We start from the raw sequence: 21,485 nt of genomic DNA on the forward strand, positions 1-21,485 counted from the left end.
TTAACTAAAGTTTATATTTTGTCAAAGCAAAATATATGGCGATGCATTTAATAATCATTAAAATCTTTGTTTCTTTGTGAAAACAGTTTCAAAATGATACAAGCCAAAAATCTACATAAATATTACGATCAACTACATGTGTTGAAAGGGGTTGATTTACATATTCAAAAAGGAGAAATTGTCTCTATCGTTGGTGCTTCGGGAGCCGGAAAAACGACACTTTTGCAAATCCTTGGAACTTTAGACAAGCCGACCGTTGAAAATGGAATTGAATTGCGCATCAACAATGAAGACATTCTGACTATGAATGACAAAAACTTATCTAAATTCAGAAATCTAAATTTAGGTTTTATTTTTCAATTTCATCAATTATTACCGGAATTTACGGCATTAGAAAATGTTTGTATTCCCGCTTTTATTGCCAATAAATCAAAACTGGAAACAGAGATAGAAGCAAAAAAACTGCTGACGTATCTTGGACTTTCCCATCGAATGAATCATAAACCCAATGAACTTTCCGGCGGAGAACAACAACGTGTGGCTGTCGCAAGAGCATTAATCAACAAACCGGCAATCATTTTTGCAGATGAACCTTCGGGAAATCTCGATACTGCTTCGGCTGAAAACCTGCATCAATTATTCTTTAAATTGCGTGATGAGTTGGGACAAACCTTTGTTATTGTGACCCATAATGAAGATTTAGCGAATATGGCCGATAGAAAGCTAGTAATGATAGATGGACAAATTAGTAATTAGGAGCTATTTCCAGCTATACGTTGCAACCTTTCTAGTCCTGAAACAAGTTCAGGACTAGAAAGGATTTACACTGCAAACGAAGTTCACTGAACTCCTATGAAAATAGAAATCAAGTGAAGTAATCTGGGCTAAACGTATTTGCTGTAATCTGTAATGTTTTTTTTTAATCTGTGTCATCTGCGTTTCAATTATGAATCATTCTGAACTCAAATCCTTCCTCGACGAAAAAGTGATACAGTACAACACACTTGACTTCATAGAAAGTGATCCTGTCCAAATTCCGCATTTATTTTCACAAAAAGAGGATATCGAAATCGCCGGTTTTCTAAGTGCTACAATAGCTTGGGGCAATCGCAAAATGATTATCAAAAATTCCCATAAAATGATGGATTTAATGGGGAATGCACCTTATGATTTTGTTATGTCACATACCGAAAATGATTTGGAGCGACTAGAAACTTTTGTCCATCGGACTTTTAACGGACAGGATTTCGCAAGCTTTATCAGAAGTTTACAGCATATTTATAAAAACCACAACGGATTGGAAGCTGTTTTTAGTACCAATCAATCCCGAAGCGTCGGGACCGATTCAATGCAAAAAAGCATTCATGAATTCAAGAAAACTTTTTTTGAAATCCCGCATCAATATAGAACTCAAAAACACATTTCAGACCCTCTGAACAATTCTGCCGCCAAGCGAATCAACATGTATTTACGCTGGATGGTGCGCCAAGACACTAAAGGTGTCGATTTAGGAATATGGAAAAGTATTTCTCCAGCTTCTTTATCCTGTCCTTTGGATGTGCATTCCGGTAATGTAGCGCGAAAATTAGGATTGCTGACCCGAAAACAAAATGATGCAAAAGCATTAGCCGAATTAGATTTAAGACTACGTGAATTCGACCCGACTGATCCCGCTAAATATGACTTTGCATTATTTGGATTGGGTGTTTTCGAAAAATTTTAAGTTTCTCTAATCTAAAAATCGATTATCCCAATTTTCAGAAAAGTAAAAAATTTGATTAAAAAGATGCCTTTAATTTTTATAAAATATTCTTTTTATAAAAAATTGAAGTGTAAATTTTGTTGAAATTTTATTTAAAATCATACTATTTAACTCACTTTTAAACACTTAATCTATTTTTTTTGCACTTTATCGGATGTTTTCAAAAAAATTACATTATATTTGATTAGTAAAATTACTAATAAAATAAAGTTAAAAATGATAACTTTTTTTATTAAAAAAATCACTAAACAAATAAAAACTCAAATTATAAATAAGTCGAGTCTACTTAGAACAAAATAAAAAGGGTAATTAATAATACTATTAACCAATTATTTTTTCAGCATTTTAAATCTGAATTATTAACTTAAGTAATGTGATTGAAATAATGTCGTATTTGTTCTTAGAGGCAACCTCTGTAGTTATTGAGGTTTGGCACTATAAAATACGACAACATATCGTTCCTGTTACTTAATTCAAACCAATAAGACTAATGGGTAACAGCAAAAAAATAGTTTTAGCCGAAGATAATTCAGTCCTTTCATTACTACTGAAATTTAGATTGGAAAAAGAAGGATATGAACTTCTTATAGCAATAGACGGAAAACAAGCAATTGAATTAATTGAAGAGCACAAACCGGAATTAATTTTGACCGATATTATGATGCCTTTTGTTAGCGGACTAGAAGTAATCAGTCATGTAAGAAACAAATTGAATTTACAAACTCCAATTATCGTTTTTTCATCAGCAGGGCAAGAAGAAATCGTACTTAAAGCATTTGATTTGGGCGCTACTGATTTTATGAGTAAGCCTTTAAGTCCGCATGAATTAGTAATCCGGGTAAAAAGATTGCTGATTTAATAGTTCAAATAAATTAAAGTATCTGGATATGAACGAAAACGTATATATTTTAGAAAATCTTAAACAGTCTTCACCAATAATCCAATTGGCATGGTGTCTGAGCGGTATTTTTTTCGTAATTATTACAATGCTAATCATGTATCTAAAATACTTAAGAAACCATTTAAGAGAGAATGAAAAGATAGAGACAAAATACCAAGAGGAATATGAAACCCATCTCATAACCTATTTGTATGCCGGAAATGATGATGATACTTTAAGTTTGGAACAACAATCAATTATCAACGAATTGAAAACTTGTATTGTTGACCCTTTTAAAAGAAAGATTGTAGTTTCAACATTATTGAAGTTAAGAAATGAAATATCCGGAGAAATAGCTGAATCTATTGATAAACTTTACATTGAATTAGGGCTTTTAAGTTATTCATTAGCCAAACTGAGAAATAAAAAATGGGATATTATCGCTATAGGCATAAGGGAACTTACACAATTTAAAGTAAAAGGAGTTCACAAAGTTGTAATGAATAACATCAACCATCCAAAAAAAGAAGTTCGTAAAGAAATGCAATTATACTTGATTCATTTATTTTCTTTTAAGGGACTTAATTTTTTGAATGTTTTAGAGACCTCCTTATCTGAGTGGGATCAGATTCAGCTGCTAGAAGTCCTTCAAGTAGCCAATAATACAGAAATTGCAGATATTAGACCATGGTTGAAATCTTCAAATGATTCTGTGGTGATTTTTTCTTTAAAACTTGCTAAAGTTTACAATCAATTTGAAGCAAAAGAAGAACTTATTGAATTATTAGATAGTAAAAGTGAAAACGTAAGAGTTAATACAATTGCTGCATTGAGTCATTTGAATATTATTGAAGCCAAAAATATTTTGAAAACTAATTTTGCTGAACGTAGTCATGAAGAGCAAATCGCTTTTCTTAAAATGATGGAAAATGTATATGAAAGTAGTGACAAAGCATTTTTATTGGAACATATGCAACATAAAAATTTTGAAATTAAGCTATTAGTGATGGAAATTTTGAAGAATATCAATTTTGAAGAGTACCCATTCTATGAGAGCGAATTTCAAAAATCATTAATAGCTTAAAACCAATTGACTATGAATACAAGTACTGTAGAAATTATAATGTTAATAATTCATTATTTCTTTCTTGTTTTTTCTGTAATTGCAATTTCATCTTATAGCATATTAGCTGTAATTTCAGCAATTGAGACAATTGAATACATGAAAAAAAATAGCTTTGTCAATTACAAAGAAATATTGTCTTCTACTTTTTCTCCTTCAATTTCAATTATAGCACCTGCCTATAATGAAAGTTTAAACATTGTTGAAAACGTACGTTCTTTATTATCAAGCCACTATGTTAATTATGATGTTATCATTGTAAATGACGGAAGTAAAGATGATAGCTTGAGCAAACTTATTGAAGCCTATGATCTCATTCAAATAAGCTATCATATCAATGAACAAATAAAAACAAAACAACTAAGAAAAGGCATATATAAATCTACTAATCCTGCATTTGACAAATTAACCGTTGTAGATAAAGAAAACGGAGGAAAAGCAGATGCTTTAAATATGGGGTTGAACATAAGTAAAAATAAATATGTTGCTTGCATAGATGTAGATTGTTTGCTATTGGAAGATGCACTTCAAAAAATGATAAAACCTTTTCTGGAAACAACAGATGCTAGAGTAATTGCAGCTGGAGGAGTAATCAGAATCGCCAATTCATGTATTGTTAAAGACGGTAAATTACTTGATATAAACTTTCCTAAAACGTGGCTGGAACAAGGACAAATTTTAGAATACTTGAGAGCCTTTTTATTAGGAAGAATGGCTTGGAGCAGACTAAATGGTTTGTTAGTTATTTCTGGTGCTTTTGGTTTATTTGACAAAAAAATAGCTATTACAGTTGGTGGTTATGACACAAATACCGTAGGGGAAGACATGGAGATTATTGTACGAATGAGGCGACACATGGAAGATGAGAAGCAAAAATATAAAGTTGCTTATATTCCTGACCCACTATGTTGGACAGAAGCTCCAGATAATTATAAAACATTTATTTCTCAAAGAAACAGATGGACTCGTGGAACTATCGAAACACTTAAAAAACATAATAAGATAGGGTTTAATCCAAAATATAATTGCTTGGGACTTATCAGTTACCCGTATTGGTTCTTTTTCGAAAGAATGGCTCCAATTATAGAAGTCGCAGGTATCATTTATTTTGGAATTCTTACAGTTCTTAATGAAGTAAGATGGGATTATACATTTGCATTTGTTATTTTAGCCTACTTATTTTCGGTGCTGTTTTCTATAGTTGCAATTGTTTCAGAAGAACTTACGTATCATCAATATAAAAAGAAGTCTATAGGATTTAAATTAGTAATGATAGCTTTCCTAGAACCTTTTGTCAATCATCCATATATCCTATATTCAGCAATTAAAGGAAATATAGACTACTATTTTTACAAAAAAATAGAATGGGGAGATATGACACGAAAAGGAATGACTAAAGCATAATTTTTAAAAAAAAATGGAGATTAAAAAAATTAAAAACATTTTAAACAATAGTTATTTTAATAATAGTTATGTCTATATCTATTTAACTTTTTCGTTAATTATTACATTTTGGTTATTAAGTTTATTTGAAATTTACTCAACGGGATCAAATGGTTCCGAAGGTCAGAATATTGGAGCGACTTTAGTCTATAAATTACTGAATGATTTTTGGGCAGGAATAGGTATCGGATTATTATTCATTCCATTTTATTTTGCATTACTTTATATAAAAAAGCCTCTTGAAGTAGTATTAATTAAAGTGTTGTTTGCTCTAGTTATCATTATTCAGTTTGCTTTGGTAAAATACAGTCTTACCACACATATAAATCTGGGAGCGGATCTATTGGGATATTCCATGGATGACATGTACACTACGGTTACTGCATCTGAATCGTTGTCTCTTCTCTATTTCTTGCCTTTTATAATAATGCCTTTAGTTTATTTGGGAATAAATTATCTTTTGAATAAGTATACAAATGAGCGACAAATTTTTGCTACTTCATTCATTTTTGTAATTATTTTGGGGAGTGTAAAGCTTGTAGTTCCTGATTCATCTGGTGTAGTTTTTCAAAACAAACTTAATTTCCTGACTACAGATATCATTAAGTTTCAAAATGAAAAAAGCGCGCTGGACGCTTCTAATTTATTTTATAAGAAAGAGTTTCCTTTGATGAAGCCATTTAAAGAAACAGAAGATGTATTAGCTCCGTTTTTTAACATTCAAAGTGAGAAACCCAATATTGTAATAATTATGGCAGAAGGGTTAGGCAGCGATTTTATAGGTAAAAATTCTTATAGAGGCTTTACACCTTATCTCGATTCCTTAACCTCAAAATCCCTGTATTGGGAAAACTTTGTCAGCAATACCGGAAGAACTTTTGGTGTGGCATCATCATTATTGGGATCGCTGCCGTATGGAGAAAAAGGCTTCTTGGAATTAGGCTCTCAGCCTTCACACATTTCGCTTATGAGTGTCCTAAAAGCAAATGATTACACAACTTCTTATTATTGTGGTGATGATTCCAGTTTTGACAGAAAAATAAACTTTCTGGAATACAATGACATCGACCATGTAACCGATATAAATAAATTTGGCACTGGCTATGTTAAAACTAAAGAGAATTCAGGTGGTTTCTCTTGGGGATACCCCGATGCCGAAATATTCAAAAAAACATTATCGGAACTGGATGGCAAAAAAATGCCACGATTAGATGTTATAATGACACTTTCGAATCACGAACCTTTTGATTTTCCTTCAAAGGATATTTATTTGAAAAAAGTTGACGCCATTGTAAATACAAATAAGACTTTGGGAGTAAAAAAAGGAGAGGTTGAGACTTACAAAGATATTTTTGCGGCTCTTCTTTATACAGATACGTCTATTAAAAACTTTATGGAGGCTTACGCCAAAAGACCCGAATACAACAATACTATTTTTATCATTACAGGCGATCACCGATTGATTCCTATCCCTCAAAAAGATGAATTATGTCGTTTTCATGTACCGCTATTGATCTATAGCCCGATGTTAAAAAAAGCGAAGAAATTTAAATCCGTTTCTTCTCATTGGGATGTAACCCCAAGTTTACTTTCTTTTTTAATGAATAATTACAAGTTTAACAAGCTTGAGAAGACAGCTTGGATGGGTCAGGGATTAGATACAGCAAAAGAATTTAGAAATATTCACCAAATCCCTTTAATGAGATATAAAGGAAGCATAAACGATTATATTTATAAAGATTATTTGTATTCCGGTGGAGAATTATATAAAATAAATGAAAATTTTGGGACTTATAAAGTTCATGAAGAAAAAATATCTAAAATAATAGCGGACTCCTTGTTGAGTTTTAAAAAGCTAAATGCTTATTTAACCAAGAAAAATAAAATTTTCCCCGCTTCTTTAAATATTTATTCACAACCGGCTGTTCAATTTTCAAAGACTGAATTAGCGACAATTAAAGAGTTAACAAAGGGATTGAATTTTGACCAGACTTTTCTTCTCGCAAGAGATTTTGCGTTTAAAAAAGACTATAAAAAGGCAAAACTGCTTTGTAATTACATTTTAAATGAACTTCCTAATTATTCCGAAGTACGAACTTTAAAAGGAAGAATGCTGGCTTGGGAAGGAAAATTTCCAATTGCTGAATCCGAATTATTAAATGCGATTAAAAGAACTCCTTTTGAGAACGATAGTTATCTGGCATTAATGGATGTCTATTGGTGGTCAGACCAGAACAAAAAAGCAATTGAAATCGCAAATAAGGCTGTTAGTAATGGAATTAAAAACCCAGAAATCAGCTTTAAATTGGCGGAGACATACAAGCGAATGAATAATCTTAAAGATGCAAATAGTATTATAAATAATCTTCTGAAAAGATATCCAGGAAATACTAACTATTTAATTTTTAAAAAATCCTTGCAATAATGATTCCAAAAATAGGTATTAAGCTCACTTTTGTATTGGCATTTTTAGTTGCTTTTCCAATGTTTGGACAAGAACAAAAATACAATGGCGACCCTGACAGTTCTTTTGAGAAAGCTCGTGAATTGGCTTTTAACAAACAACGTCAACAAGCACAGGACACCTTGTTGTCTATTCTGACTAAATATCCTAATTATCACGAAATTCGTTCCTTTTTAGCGACAACTTATTCATGGGACGGTGAATACAAAAAAGCCAGAAAAGAGTTTGCAACTATTTTTGAGAAAGACACCAAGAATAAAAGTATCTGGGAAGCAGCAATTAAAAATGAATTATGGGGAGATATGCCTTATCCTGCTTTAGAAATGACAACTGAGGCTTTGAAAAATTTCCCTGATGATCCTGAAATATTGTATTTAAAGGCCAGTGCTCAAGAAAATACAAACAATCCAATAGAAGCATTAAATACAGTTCAATTTATATTAGATAAAAATCCAGAGGATAAAAAAGCTAACGATTATAAAATAAGTTTAAATAAAATACTGAGTCAAAATTCTATTGGAATTAATTCAATTGTTGATTTATATTCGGATGTATTTGATCCAATGCAATATCATACTCTTAAATATGGCCGCCAAACAAAATACGGAAGTATAATAGCAAAAGTAAATTTCAATAGAAGATTCAAGGAAAATGGGTTACAGTATGAAGTCGATTTATACCCAAAAATTTCAAAAGGATTTTACGCCTATATTAATGTTGGTTTGTCAAATTCTTTTCTGTTTCCAGATGTTAGATTTGGTGCAGAATTATACAAATCTTTACCTAAAAGCTTCGAAGTTTCATTAGGGTTCCGAACTTTAAAATATAGTACAACCACTACTATATATACCGGATCTGTTGGCTGGTATTATGGAAATAGTTATTGGTCATTTCGTCCTTATATAACACCAGGCGGAGTCGGAACCAGCACCTCAGGAACTATTGCATATCGCAAATATCGTAGTGATGCTGATAATTATTTAGGACTTTCATTAGGAATTGGTTTTTCCCCTGAAACAAATCAATTTAATTTTAATGAAAATGAAGCCTCTATCATAAATTTAAAGTCGCAAAAAATTAATTTGGGATATTATTTTACTTCGTCAAACAAACAAAATGCTTGGGGAACTCAATTTGCAGTTACGCACCAAGAAATAATATTTGACCCAGGTAAATACTTTTGGATCTATTCACTTAATTTATCGTGGGAAATAAGATTCAAATAGAGGATAGATTATTGAAGTTTAGTATCAAAACTTAACATTCCTTTCAAAAAGACTATCTTTGCACAAAATTTAAGCAAATGAGTACTTTCGAACAATTCAATCTCCCTAAATCTGTGCAAAAAGCAATAGATGATTTAGGATTTATTTCTCCAACTCCCATCCAGGAAAAAACTTTTTCTGTGATAATGTCTGGAAGAGATATGATGGGAATTGCACAAACTGGTACCGGTAAAACATTTGCCTATCTGTTGCCTTTATTAAAATTATATAAATTTACTCCGGGACATACCCCTAAAATAGTAATTCTGGTTCCTACCCGTGAGCTTGTCGTGCAAGTAGTGGAAGAAGTAGAAAAATTGACAAAATATATGTCGGTTCGTACTGTTGGCATTTTTGGAGGTGTCAATATTAATACTCAAAAAACAACTGTCTATCAAGGTTGCGACATACTAGTGGGAACTCCAGGAAGAATCATGGATTTAACGCTGGATAATGTGATTCGTTTTGAAGAAATGCAAAAGCTGGTAATCGATGAGTTTGATGAAATGCTTAATTTGGGTTTCCGTACCCAATTGACCGCTATTTTGGCCATGATGCCTAAAAAACGTCAAAACATCCTATTTTCGGCAACTATGACGGATGAAGTAGATGCTATTTTGAATGACTATTTTGATTATCCGGAAGAAGTTACGCTTTCAGCATCAGGAACTCCTTTGGAAAACATCAAACAAATTGCCTATAATGTTCCCAATTTTAATACCAAAATAAACCTTCTGAAACACTTATTGCAAAACAACGAAGACATGAGTCGCGTTTTGGTATTTGTCAATAATAAGAAGATTTCAGATATGGTTCACGAACGTATCGAAGAAGATTTTGAAGGGCAATTTGGAGTGATTCACTCGAATAAATCACAAAATTATCGTTTGAGTACGATGGCTTCCTTTCAAGAAGGAAATCTTCGTGGTTTGATTACCACAGATATTATGGCAAGAGGCTTAGATATTTCTAATATCACCCACGTTATCAACTTTGAAATGCCGGAAATGCCAGAATTGTACATGCACAGAATTGGTAGAACCGGTCGTGCAGATGCTACAGGAACCGCAATAAGTCTTATCGCACCTCGTGAAGAAGAATCCAAAGTGGAAATAGAAGTGCTGATGAATATGGAATTAGCTATCGAGCCTTTCCCGGAAACAGTTGAAGTTTCTTCAAAATTAATCGAACCTGAAAAAGACAGACAACCGATTAAGTTTATGATGAAAAAACAGAAACTTGACGGAGATGGGGCTTTTCAAGAGAAAAGTAAAAAGAATAAGAAAGTCAATTTAGGTGGACCTGGGGTAACAAAGAAAAAAACGCACGGTTCAGTAAATAGAAACATGCTAAAAACCAGAGACAAAAAGAGAAAAGACAAGAATAAATAGTAATAAAAAAAGGCTAAAAATGATACTCATTTTTAGCCTTTTTTCTTGAATCGTATCTATTTTAATTCTTTGTAAAAACCAAACAAACCGGCGAACACAAAGCAATTTTTTTTCCAGTATCTGCAATGGCTCCCGTAGTTTTGTTTCTTTTAAAAATCACAATGTCATTTGTATATTGATGTGCTACCAAAAGAAAATTTCCAGTAGGATCAATCACAAAATTTCTAGGTCCTTTTCCTAAAGTACTGGTTTGCTCTTTCAATACTAATTTTCCATTTTTTAGGATTTTAAAAATTGTAATATTATTTGCTTCACCTCGATTAGAAGCATATAAAAACTTCCCGTCAGGCGAAATATGAATATCCGCAGAACTAAAATCCCCTTTGAAGTCTTTTGCTAAAATAGTGGTTTCATCAATCTTTTTCAATATCCCGTTTGAATAACTAAATACGGTTAACGCTCCGTCAAGTTCCTGTAATAGATAAACAAATCTCCCGTCTTTACTGAACGTCAAATGTCTTGGTCCACTACCCGATTTCACAGAAATACTATCTTTTAATTCTAAAACAGTACTTGCAGCATTAGGATTATAAGCATACGAATATACTTTGTCATTCCCTAAATCATTAGACAAAACAAACTCTTTGTCTGGAGAAAAATAAACCATATGCACATGAGGACCTTCTTGTCTTTGTGTGTTAATTCCTTTTCCATGATGTTGAATAACTTGCTTTGCTTCAGCTATACTTCCGTCGTTATTTTTACTAAAAACGGAGATATTTCCACCGGAATAATTGGCAACTATCACATTTTTATCGTCATTAATGATATAACAAGGATCTGCTCCTTTTGAATTTTGCTTGTTGATTAAGTCTAATTTTCCGCTTGATGGAGTGTAACTGAAAGAACTTATCGTACTTTCAGCACCATTTTCATTTACGGAATAGATAAAGTTATTCTCTTTTGAAACCGTCAAATAACTCGGATTTATAACTTTTTCCGTAGCATTTTTAAAACTGAAATCACCTGTCTTTGAATCAAAATCATATACATAAATTCCTTTGCTGTCACAACTTTGGGTGTAGGTTCCAATCAGTAAATTGAATTTATTTTCTTGTGCCTGAACACTTGTAAAAATGAAAATTAACAGAACAACAGCAAACGGTTTTTTCATGTTTTTAAATTTTATTGAAAAGCTAAAATACACATTATATCCATAATGAATGTCAATTGTTTATTCCTTTGAAAAATTATAACAACTTCATCTAAAACTGTCAACAAATTTGTATTTTTGACTCACGAAATTCAATGAACTCCATTGAAAATAAAATCCAGTGAAGTAAACTCAACCTCAGAATGCATTTTAAACATCCCGAAATTTTATACTTTCTGTTCTTGTTGATTGTTCCAATTTTGGTTCATTTATTTCAATTACGCCGTTTCAAAAAAGAATATTTCACTAATGTTCGTTTCTTAAAAGCACTTTCAATTCAAACCAGAAAAAGTTCTAAGATCAAGAAATGGTTGCTTCTCGCCTGCCGATTATTATTGTTAACTTTTATTATTATAGCATTTGCACAGCCTTATTTTGAGTCAAAAGACAGTAAAAATGCCAGTAATGAACTGTATATTATTTTAGACAATTCTTTTAGTATGCAAGCCAAAGGCAAAAAAGGCGAATTACTAAAAAGAGCCGTTCAGGAATTACTCGAAGAAACTCCGGAAAATGTAAATTTTTCTTTGCTCACTAATTCCGAAAATTATTGGAACACGGATATAAAATCAGTTCGTAGTGCTTTGCAAAATCTAAAATACAGCGCCACTCCTTTCCAATTGGATAACATAATGGCAAAAATAAAAGCCCATAAATCAGCTTTTAAAAAGGATATCGTTATCATTACCGATGCTGTAGGTCTTGATGAAAAACAACTGAAAAATAGTGACGCAACTGATTCTCCTTTATTTATAATCCCAAAAGCAGAACAAAAAAACAATGTTTCTATCGATAGTGTTTTCATCAATAAAACATTAGAAAATTTTTATGAAATTAGCGTCCAAATATCCGGTTATGGAGATGATTTTAACCCGATTCCTATTTCTTTATACAATGAAAACAAGCTCATTGCGAAGACAATAGTAACATTAGACACAAAGAAAAAAAATCTAAATTTTACGATTCCAAAACAATCCTTTCACGGCTATTTCTCAATAGTTGACAATGGGTTGAATTATGATAACACGTTGTATTTCAGTATTTCTAAAACCAAGAAAACCAATATTATCAGCATTGGAGAACCGACGAAAAGCAACTTTCTTTCCCGAATTTACACCAGTGAAGAATTCAGTTTTAACAATTATACTTTAAGCGCATTAGATTACAATAAACTGGAAGAACAAGACGCGATTATTTTAAATGAATTGGATGAAATTCCGCAAGCTTTGGCGACCACTTTGAAATCTTTTGTAGGGAAAGGCGGCAATTTAATTGTGATTCCTTCGGCAATAAGTTCAATTACAAATATGAATTCTTTGGTGTCGAATTTTGGAAATCTTACATTCAATTCTTTAGAAAACAGAGAAAAACTGATTACTAAAATCAACTTTAATCATCCTATATTCAATAGTGTTTTTGAAAATAAAGTGACTAATTTTCAATATCCAAAAACAAAAAGTTCGTTTGTATTATCAAGCCCAAACCCTGCCGCTTTGTCTTATGAGGATCAAAGTGTTTTCTTGACTTCGATAGCAAATTCGGTTTCAGCAGTTGCTATTTTTGCAGCTCCTATCAACATCGAAAATTCAAATTTCCAACAATCTCCATTAATTGTGCCTACATTTTACAAGATGGCGATGAACAATCAAAAAAACGGTGTAAATGCTTTGATAATAGGGAATAATAACCCGCACTTGACAGAAGCATCGTTAAACAAAGACGCCATTTTAACTGTAAAAGGCTTGGACGAACAATTTATTCCTATCCAACAAATTCTGAATAACAAAGTCAAAATGACTTTCAATGATTATCCGGAACAAGCGGGAAATTTTCGCATTTACAATAAAAAAGAGTGGATTGAAAACATCAGTTTCAATTATAACAGAACCGAAAGTGATTTGGCTTCAGCCAATGACAATATTCTTTCGGACTATAAAACAATCGAATCAATCCCATCACTATTTGACACTTTACAAACTGACAGAACTGATAATCAAATTTGGAAATGGTTTGTTATCTTTGCACTGTTATTTCTAATAACCGAAATGGCAATTATACGATTCTTAAAGTAAATAACGAAGGTCCAATACTTAAAAAATCAATATGAAATGAGCATGACCGTAATTTGGTCGTAAAAGTTAATGTAACTATGCAAATTCCATATTCCATTAAAAAACAAATATTATCTACATATGAAATTAATCCTCAGAGGCGCCAAAATTATCGATTCGAAAAGTCCCTTTCATAATAAGACTGCAGATATTTTAATTGTTGATGGTTTTATAAAAAAAATTGGAACATCGCTTCCCAATCCAGATAAAGCAGACGAAGTAAAACTTGATAATTTACATGTTTCACAAGGCTGGTTTGACAGTAGCGTTTCTCTTGGAGAACCTGGTTTTGAAGACCGAGAAACGATATCAAACGGACTCAATGTGGCTGCCAAAAGCGGTTTTACGGCAATCGCTTTACAACCCAACTCCTTCCCTATTATTGACAATCAATCCCAAGTGAATTTTGTTTTAAATAAAGCACTAGGATTTGCAACTCAACTGTATCCTATTGGCGCTTTAAGCAAAGAAAGTGCAGGAAAAGACATGGCCGAATTGTATGATATGAAAAAAGCGGGTGCAATTGCTTTTGGAGATTATAATAAAAGTTTGGATAATGCTAATTTGCTGAAAATCGCCTTACAATACGTTCAGGATTTTGATGGATTACTTCTTGCTTTTCCCCAAGACGAAAATATAAAAGGAAACGGAGTGGCGAATGAAGGCATTGTTTCTACCCGATTAGGCTTGAAAGGAATTCCAAATCTTGCCGAAGAATTGCAAATCTCAAGAAATTTATTCCTGTTAGAATATACTGGAGGAAAACTTCACATTCCGACTATTTCGACTAAAAAATCAGTTCAATTAATCAAAGAGGCTAAAGCCAATGGATTAAATGTAACCTGCAGTGTCGCTGTACATAATTTGGTTTTAACCGATGAAAAATTGGAGGGTTTTGATACCCGTTATAAAGTTTCGCCGCCACTTAGAACTGAAGCTGATAGAAAAGCATTACTGAAAGGAATAAAAGACGGAACAATCGATATGATTACATCTGACCATAATCCGATAGACATTGAACACAAGAAAATGGAATTTGATGGTGCCAAAAATGGAACAATTGGATTGGAAAGTGCTTTTGGTGCTTTGATGACCGTATTACCATTAGAAACCATAATAGATAAATTGACTGCTGGGAAATCTAGATTCGGTATTGATATCCAAGTCATAAATGAAGGTTCAAAAGCAAATATTACCTTATTTAATCCTGAACCAAAAAGCATTTTCACAAAATCATCCATTTTATCAAAATCGAAAAACTCCGCGTTTCTGGAAACAGAAATCAAAGGAAAAGTGCTTGGGATCATCAATCAAGGAAAATTAATTTTAGCATAAATAAAAAATATCACCAACCTCAAGGTGAGCACAAATAAAAATGAATAATACTACCGAAACAGGAAAAACTGCCGCCATCACAAGTTATATTTTAGGAATTGGCGTGTTTATAGCGATGTCTATGAACTCCGAAGATAGAAATGCGTTTGCTTCTTTTCACATTCGCCAAGGACTGGGACTCACATTAACTTTCATATCACTTGGATTAATCATCAGTAATTTTGACAGCTTAATGATTTCAGCTCCAATGTGGATTTTCGTATTTGTTTTATGGTCTTATGGCATTACCAGTGCTATAAAAGGAGAAACAAAACCGGTTCCTTTATTGGGAACTTATTTTCAAAAATGGCTTAAAAACATATCATAATCCGATGAATTTATCTTTAGAATATAAAATACGAGAACCTAAAATAAAATTAGACAAAAATCCTCTTATCCTTTTATTACATGGATATGGCAGCAATGAAGAAGATTTGTTTTCATTCGCTACCGAACTTCCAGATGAATATTATATTATATCAGCACGTGCGCCTTATGACTTACAATACGGCAGTTATGCTTGGTATGCAATAAACTTTGATGCGGATCAAAATAAATTTTCAGACCACGAACAAGCCAAAGTTTCAAGGGATTTAATTGCTGGATTTATTGATGAGTTAATTGCTAATTATCCAATCGATGGGACACAAATTGCTTTAGTTGGCTTCAGCCAAGGATCAATCTTGAGTTATGCTGTGGCACTTTCCTACCCAGAAAAAGTTCAAAAAGTAGTAGCTATGAGTGGCTATTTGAATTTAGAGATTGTGGCTGATGATTACCTTAAAAATAACTTTACAAACTTGAAAATATTTGCTTCACACGGAACTGTAGATCAAGTAATCCCTGTAGAATGGGCTAGAAAAACACCTGCAATAGTAGAAAATTTAGGAATAAATACAACCTATAAAGAATATCCTGTGGGTCATGGAGTTGCACCACAAAATTTCTATGACTTTAAAAATTGGTTAGAAGAATAACTAACCAATTATTGTCCTGTATATTTAATTTCTTCGGCTTTTTTCAAAACATAACCTTTCCAAGGAATCAATTGCCAATCATCCTTAACCCATGGTTGGCCTTCGGATTTTCGTTCTAAAATAATCGATTCCTTTTGGGTATCCAGAAACAATTCAGCTTTATTTCCGTTATTGGCATCAAAAATTACAAAAGCTGACGTGGTTGCAGTTTCTCCACTTTGCTCGTAATGATTTAATCGTGTCCCGATTTCAAAAACTCGAATACACTCCTTTCTCAACACAGACCAAGTATAACCGGCAGAAGCTTTACAACCGTGTTCATCCAAATCTCCACCTACTAATTGTGGTTTTTCTTCTTTTAGAATCAGACTCTTAGATTCCTTTTTTTGATCCATTTGCTTTGCACAAGAAAAAGCAAAAATGATCATTACCGAAAACAACAATCCCTTTTTCATATTTATTTTTGATATAACAATGATTGATTTACTTCGAATGAAATACTGTCATCAGCATTTACAAAATATTTCAATAAAACCTCTCCCCAAATCTCACCGTCACTAAAGTCAGCTATAATCCATCTGTGATTTAGAATTCTTACTTTATTGACAATAAATTTATTAGTGCCAATTTGATCTTGACCAGTGTAAGGATTTCCTTTTGGGTTGGAGTTAAAGTCCAATAATTTTTCGGTAACAACAGGAATTAATTTTTCGTATTGAATCATTTTTTCGGAACTTCCTGAATCAAAATAATTCTGGGCATTTTCATTTTTTGTCAAAGAAAAATAGTTAGCATCAGCTAACTGATTCGAAACTAAACTTAGACTGTCTCTTAACTTTTTTGTGGTTTTTTCATACCTTGCTTGTTCAAATGCTACCTGTTTACTCAAAAACATATAAGTAAAAACTGAAGAAAGTACCGCTAAAATAGTGAGATAAAGGAATAATGACTGTTTCATTGTGAATTGAATTATAGTGTAATTTCTAAATTGTCGTACGCTAGGAAAACATTTTTTGGAAGGTTTTTTTGAACCTCTTCATGATATCCCATAATGTGACTAATGTGTGTAAGATATGTTGTTTTTGGTTGCACCAAAGTTATAAAATCTAATGCTTCTTTCAAATTGAAATGAGTATCATGAGGCTCTTCCCGTAAAGCATTTATTACCAATACTTTTAAGTTTTTTAATTTTTCAATTTCGCTTTTTTCAATAGTTTTCACATCAGTTAAATAGGCAAAATCATCTATTCTATACCCAAAAACCTGTAGATTTCCATGCATAACATCAATAGGAATTACCGTTTTATTTCCGAGGGAAAATGGTTCATTATTGACAACTTCAATAGTTGCAACAGAAGGAGCTCCAGGGTATTTATTTACCGTTTCAAAAACGTATTCAAACCGTCTTCTCAAATTATCGATGACCCTTTGATGTGCATAAATTGGAATTTCACCTTGTTTAAAATTAAACGGGCGAATATCATCTATTCCCGCTGTATGGTCAGAATGTTCGTGGGTAAACAAGATTCCATCTACTTTTTGACAATTTGAAGAAAGCATTTGCTGCCTGAAATCAGGTCCGCAATCAATTACAAAAGAATGATTTCCCCAAGATATCCAAACGGAAACTCTTAGTCTTTTGTCTTTAAAATCAGTGCTTTTACATACTGGATGATTGCTCCCAATAACAGGAATCCCTTGTGATGTACCAGTTCCTAAAAAATATACCTTCAATTTTATTGCTTTTATTTACAAAAATAGGGTTAATTATCTTTCATTAGAAACCTATTTCATTAACTTTGCAACATATTAGCCATATTAAAAGAAAATGGATACAGAAATAAAATTAAAAGGTGACAAAATCATCGAACAAATCCCTTCAATTAAAGACAAAGCACTTCGTATTAATTTAAATGAAAATATATACGGAACTTTTGCAGAGATTGGAGCTGGACAGGAAACTGTAAGACATTTTTTTAGATCTGGTGGTTCTTCAGGTACAATTGCAAAAGCGATGTCTGCCTATGACAAAGACTTTAGCGATGCCGTTTATGGCGTTGAAGAGGACGGCCGTTACGTAACCGAAAGCCGACTAAAAAAAATGCTTTCTCATGAAGTAAATCTAATAGAAAAAAGATTGAGCAGAGAGAAACATCCCAACAAAATGTTTTTTAGTTATGCCAATACCGTAGCTACTATTGACTTTGCAAAACAATTCAAAGGACATGGTTGGGTTGGAATTAGTTACCAAATTGAACCGGATGAGGATTATAATGAAATTATCATTCACATTCGATTTAAAGAAACTGATGTCCGCTTGCAACAAGAAACGCTTGGTATTCTTGGTGTAAACTTAATTTATGGAGCGTATTATAAATACAATGATCCTAAACGATTGTTGCGCTATTTATACGATCACTTAGATAAAGATCAATTAGAAATAGACACTATAAATTTCTCAGGACCCCGTTTTGCTGATGTTGACAATCGTTTGATGAGTTTACAATTAGTAAAAAACGGAATGACTGATGCGGTAATGTTTAACCCCGAAGGTAAAAACATTCTTCCTGCAGCAATTTTATACAAAAAAAATATTCTTGCTTTTAGAGGTAGTTTTCGTCCCGTTACAAAAGTGAACATGGACATGTATGAGAAATCATTGAAAATGTTCCTGAATGAAAATAAAGTAAATGCCGAAAATACTCTGGTAGTTTTTGAAATTACATTATCAAACTTACGTTCTGATGGTGAAATCGATGAAAGAGATTTTATGGATAGGGCTGAGTTACTGTGTTCACTTGGACAAACAGTAATGATTTCAAACTTCCAGGAATACTATAAAGTGGTGGAGTATTTTGCTAATTATACCAAGGCCAGAATGGGATTAGCCATGGGCGTGAATAATTTAGTAGATATTTTTGATGAGAAATATTACCGTCATTTAAGCGGTGGAATTTTGGAAGCGTTTGGAAAATTATTCTATCGCGATATGAAAGTTTTCTTGTATCCAATGATTGGAGAAGATGGAGAAATCATCACATCAGAAAACTTGAAAGTACATCCTAGAATGAAAGAGTTATACAAATTCTTTAAATTCAACGGAAAAGTTGTTGATATAGATGATTATGACCCTTCTATTTTAGAAGTTTTCTCTCGTGAAGTTTTAAATATGATTAATAATGGAAAACCGGGTTGGGAAACAATGCTTCCTACTGGTATTGCTGAAATAATCAAAGAACACCGCCTTTTTGGGTATGACCCAAATAAAGTTTTGAAGGAAAGCAATTAGTATTTTCCAAAGTACAAAAAGAGCCAAGAAACAAGACTATCTTAATGTCTTTTTCTTGGCTCTTTTTTTTTAATTTTATAAAGATTATTTCAATATCTGAGCGGCATGAGCCTTAGTTTTCACATCTGAAATCACGTCCTCGATGATTCCTTTTTCATCAATTACAAATGTGGTTCTGTGAATGCCATCGTATTCTCTTCCCATGAATTTTTTTGGTCCCCAAACTCCAAAAGCTTCAATTACAGATTTATCTTCATCAGCCAATAAAGGAAAAGGAAAGTCAAATTTTTCTTTGAATTTGGCTTGTGCTTTTTGCGCATCTGCACTAACACCCAGCAGTTCATAATTATTAGCTTGGAATCGCACGAAATTATCTCTTAAGTCACAAGCTTCTGCGGTGCATCCCGGTGTATTTGCTTTTGGATAAAAGAAAACGACTAATTTTTTACCTGCATAATCCGCTAATTGATGTGATTTCCCGTCTTGGTCCAGACCAGAAAAATTAGGTGCTTTATCTCCTTTTTTTAATGTTGTCATTACTTATATTTTTATTTATTTGAATTGAAATTGAATTTTGCTATTCCCATTGAAATTGTTTTTCTTTACAAATCAAATTTAATGAATAATGAATAAACAAGAACGTGTAACGTTTGTTATAAATACGTTAAAAGAGTTATATCCAACGATTCCAGTTCCTTTAGACCATAAGGATCCTTATACTTTATTGATTGCCGTTTTACTTTCGGCACAATGCACGGATGTTCGCGTGAACCAAATCACACCGTTACTTTTTGCTAAGGCTGACAATCCATACGATATGATAAAAATGTCTGTTGAGGAAATTAAGGAAATCATTCGTCCCTGCGGCTTATCGCCAATGAAATCAAAAGGGATTCATGGTTTATCCCATATTTTAATTGACAAACATGGTGGAAAAGTACCTCAGAGTTTTGAATTTTTAGAGGAATTACCCGCCGTAGGGCATAAAACCGCAAGTGTTGTAATGTCGCAAGCCTTTGGAGTGCCTGCTTTTCCTGTCGACACACACATTCATAGGTTGATGTACCGATGGAATTTGACAAACGGAAAAAATGTTGTTCAGACGGAGAAAGATGCTAAACGTATTTTTCCTGAAGAACTTTGGAATGATCTGCACCTTCAGATTATATGGTACGGAAGGGAATATTCTCCGGCTCGTGGCTGGGATTTAGATAAAGATATTATCACTAAAACAATAGGAAGAAAAACGGTTATTGATTCCTATCATAAAAAATAAACTCTCATTGAACAAAAAATCCCATTATTTTTTTTAAAAAAAATAATGGGATTTTTTAATAATTTAAAACCAAATCAAACCTACATAAGACCAAACATAATTGGAGTTAGGCTATTTTAATTCGATATGATTTCGAAACTTTTATTGTCTATTTTTATTATGCTCAACGCTTTGGAATAGCTTAATAAGAAAGAAATTGTTTCTTTACTTGGTTTCCTGTTTTTTGAAACTGATGCTTTTTTTGAGTAAGTTTTTGCCATAGAGTAATATATATTTTTCTTTATATTACAACGCAGCAAGTTTAAACATATTGTTAATTGGTCAAAACAATTTGGTGTTTGTCAATCACTTTTCTCAAATTCATCAGAGCATAACGCATTCTACCTAAAGCGGTATTGATACTAACTCCAGTCGATTCCGATATTTCCTTAAAGCTCATATCCTGATACATTCGCATTACTAATACTTCTTTTTGATCAGCTGGAAGTCCTTCGATCAGCTTTTTTAAATCCATTTCGACTTGTTCCGAAATTATTTTATTTTCTATAGTCTGGGCCCCATCAGACATTATAGAGAAAATAGAGAACTCTTCTGTTTCCCTGAACATGGGCATTTTTTTTGTTTTCCTGTAATGATCTACAACCAGATTATGGGATATACGCATAACCCAAGGTAAGAATTTACCTTCCTCATTGTATGAATTTGATTTCAAAGTTTTAATTACTTTGATAAAAGTATCTTGAAAAATATCGTTGGTAATATCTTTATCCGGGATTTTTGAATAAATAAAACCATAAATTTTTGATTCGTGCCTTTTTATTAATTTAGCTAAGGCATCCTCGTTACCTGCGACATAATCCTTTACCAATGACGCGTCAGGGAGTTGTATATTAACCATAATAATACTTTTTAGTTTT

The 21,485-nt window shown here is 32.5% G+C and carries 20 protein-coding genes; 14 read left to right on the top strand and 6 right to left on the bottom strand.

Annotated features, from left to right (window positions below; translation table 11 throughout):
• The first annotated feature begins 93 nt into the window (after positions 1–93).
• From E0I26_RS12835 to E0I26_RS12870, 8 genes are all read left to right on the top strand, one after another.
• Entirely contained in the window at positions 94–756 is a 663-nt protein-coding gene (locus E0I26_RS12835) for an ABC transporter ATP-binding protein (RefSeq protein ID WP_131916865.1), read from the top strand.
• Between the two features lie 190 nt (positions 757–946).
• On the top strand, positions 947–1,723 hold the full coding sequence (locus tag E0I26_RS12840) for a TIGR02757 family protein (RefSeq protein WP_131916866.1): 777 nt from the start codon (positions 947–949) through the stop codon (positions 1,721–1,723).
• A gap of 529 nt (positions 1,724–2,252) precedes the next feature.
• On the top strand, positions 2,253–2,621 hold the full coding sequence (locus tag E0I26_RS12845; protein WP_131916867.1) for a response regulator transcription factor: 369 nt from the start codon (positions 2,253–2,255) through the stop codon (positions 2,619–2,621).
• Between the two features lie 28 nt (positions 2,622–2,649).
• Entirely contained in the window at positions 2,650–3,726 is a 1,077-nt protein-coding gene (locus E0I26_RS12850) for a HEAT repeat domain-containing protein (RefSeq protein ID WP_131916868.1), read from the top strand.
• 12 nt (positions 3,727–3,738) lie between these two features.
• On the top strand, positions 3,739–5,169 hold the full coding sequence (locus E0I26_RS12855) for a glycosyltransferase family 2 protein (protein WP_131916869.1): 1,431 nt from the start codon (positions 3,739–3,741) through the stop codon (positions 5,167–5,169).
• A gap of 13 nt (positions 5,170–5,182) precedes the next feature.
• Positions 5,183–7,633, top strand: a complete 2,451-nt coding sequence (locus tag E0I26_RS12860) for an LTA synthase family protein (RefSeq protein WP_131916870.1) — start codon at positions 5,183–5,185, stop codon at positions 7,631–7,633.
• Positions 7,633–8,898, top strand: coding sequence for a YaiO family outer membrane beta-barrel protein (locus tag E0I26_RS12865; protein WP_131916871.1), 1,266 nt, complete (start codon positions 7,633–7,635; stop codon positions 8,896–8,898). Before E0I26_RS12860 ends, E0I26_RS12865 begins: the two co-directional genes overlap by 1 nt.
• A gap of 77 nt (positions 8,899–8,975) precedes the next feature.
• The gene (locus E0I26_RS12870) at positions 8,976–10,328 is read left to right on the top strand and encodes a DEAD/DEAH box helicase (protein WP_131916872.1); all 1,353 of its coding nucleotides are present in this window, start codon (positions 8,976–8,978) and stop codon (positions 10,326–10,328) included.
• A 61-nt stretch (positions 10,329–10,389) separates the two neighbouring features.
• Here the strand turns inward: E0I26_RS12870 and E0I26_RS12875 are convergent, their stop codons facing one another.
• Positions 10,390–11,502, bottom strand: a complete 1,113-nt coding sequence (locus E0I26_RS12875) for a lactonase family protein (protein ID WP_131916873.1) — start codon at positions 11,500–11,502, stop codon at positions 10,390–10,392.
• A gap of 182 nt (positions 11,503–11,684) precedes the next feature.
• Between E0I26_RS12875 and E0I26_RS12880 the strand changes: the two genes are divergently transcribed.
• The 4 genes from E0I26_RS12880 (at position 11,685) to E0I26_RS12895 (ending at position 16,003) form a co-directional block, all read left to right on the top strand.
• A complete protein-coding gene (locus E0I26_RS12880; RefSeq protein ID WP_131916874.1) occupies positions 11,685–13,613 on the top strand; it encodes a BatA domain-containing protein in 1,929 nt (642 codons plus the stop codon).
• A gap of 120 nt (positions 13,614–13,733) precedes the next feature.
• Positions 13,734–14,987 carry a dihydroorotase gene (locus E0I26_RS12885; RefSeq protein ID WP_131916875.1) on the top strand — a complete coding sequence of 418 codons (1,254 nt, stop codon included), beginning with the start codon at positions 13,734–13,736 and terminating at the stop codon, positions 14,985–14,987.
• Positions 14,988–15,027: 40 nt separating this feature from the next.
• A complete protein-coding gene (locus E0I26_RS12890) occupies positions 15,028–15,354 on the top strand; it encodes a hypothetical protein (protein ID WP_131916876.1) in 327 nt (108 codons plus the stop codon).
• A gap of 4 nt (positions 15,355–15,358) precedes the next feature.
• The gene (locus E0I26_RS12895) at positions 15,359–16,003 is read left to right on the top strand and encodes an alpha/beta hydrolase (RefSeq protein ID WP_131916877.1); all 645 of its coding nucleotides are present in this window, start codon (positions 15,359–15,361) and stop codon (positions 16,001–16,003) included.
• A gap of 8 nt (positions 16,004–16,011) precedes the next feature.
• On the opposite strand, the gene E0I26_RS12900 is transcribed toward E0I26_RS12895, so the two are convergent.
• The 3 genes from E0I26_RS12900 to E0I26_RS12910 are packed head-to-tail and all read right to left on the bottom strand — an operon-like array spanning position 16,012 to position 17,737.
• Positions 16,012–16,458, bottom strand: a complete 447-nt coding sequence (locus E0I26_RS12900; protein ID WP_131916878.1) for a hypothetical protein — start codon at positions 16,456–16,458, stop codon at positions 16,012–16,014.
• A 2-nt stretch (positions 16,459–16,460) separates the two neighbouring features.
• On the bottom strand, positions 16,461–16,961 hold the full coding sequence (locus E0I26_RS12905) for a hypothetical protein (RefSeq protein WP_131916879.1): 501 nt from the start codon (positions 16,959–16,961) through the stop codon (positions 16,461–16,463).
• An 11-nt stretch (positions 16,962–16,972) separates the two neighbouring features.
• Entirely contained in the window at positions 16,973–17,737 is a 765-nt protein-coding gene (locus E0I26_RS12910) for an MBL fold metallo-hydrolase (protein ID WP_131916880.1), read from the bottom strand.
• 94 nt (positions 17,738–17,831) lie between these two features.
• Between E0I26_RS12910 and E0I26_RS12915 the strand changes: the two genes are divergently transcribed.
• The gene (locus E0I26_RS12915; RefSeq protein ID WP_121342546.1) at positions 17,832–19,292 is read left to right on the top strand and encodes a TonB-dependent receptor; all 1,461 of its coding nucleotides are present in this window, start codon (positions 17,832–17,834) and stop codon (positions 19,290–19,292) included.
• 84 nt (positions 19,293–19,376) lie between these two features.
• Here E0I26_RS12915 and bcp read toward each other — a convergent pair whose 3' ends face one another.
• Positions 19,377–19,829, bottom strand: a complete 453-nt coding sequence (bcp, locus tag E0I26_RS12920) for a thioredoxin-dependent thiol peroxidase (RefSeq protein WP_131916881.1) — start codon at positions 19,827–19,829, stop codon at positions 19,377–19,379.
• 88 nt (positions 19,830–19,917) lie between these two features.
• Here bcp and E0I26_RS12925 point away from each other — a divergent pair, with 88 nt between their 5' ends.
• A complete protein-coding gene (locus E0I26_RS12925) occupies positions 19,918–20,568 on the top strand; it encodes an endonuclease III domain-containing protein (protein WP_131916882.1) in 651 nt (216 codons plus the stop codon).
• Positions 20,569–20,881: 313 nt separating this feature from the next.
• Here the strand turns inward: E0I26_RS12925 and E0I26_RS12930 are convergent, their stop codons facing one another.
• A complete protein-coding gene (locus E0I26_RS12930; protein WP_131916883.1) occupies positions 20,882–21,466 on the bottom strand; it encodes an RNA polymerase sigma factor in 585 nt (194 codons plus the stop codon).
• Between the last annotated feature and the right edge of the window lie 19 nt (positions 21,467–21,485).

Origin of the sequence: Flavobacterium rhamnosiphilum (assembly GCF_004349195.1) — a bacterium.
GTDB lineage: Bacteria > Bacteroidota > Bacteroidia > Flavobacteriales > Flavobacteriaceae > Flavobacterium > Flavobacterium rhamnosiphilum.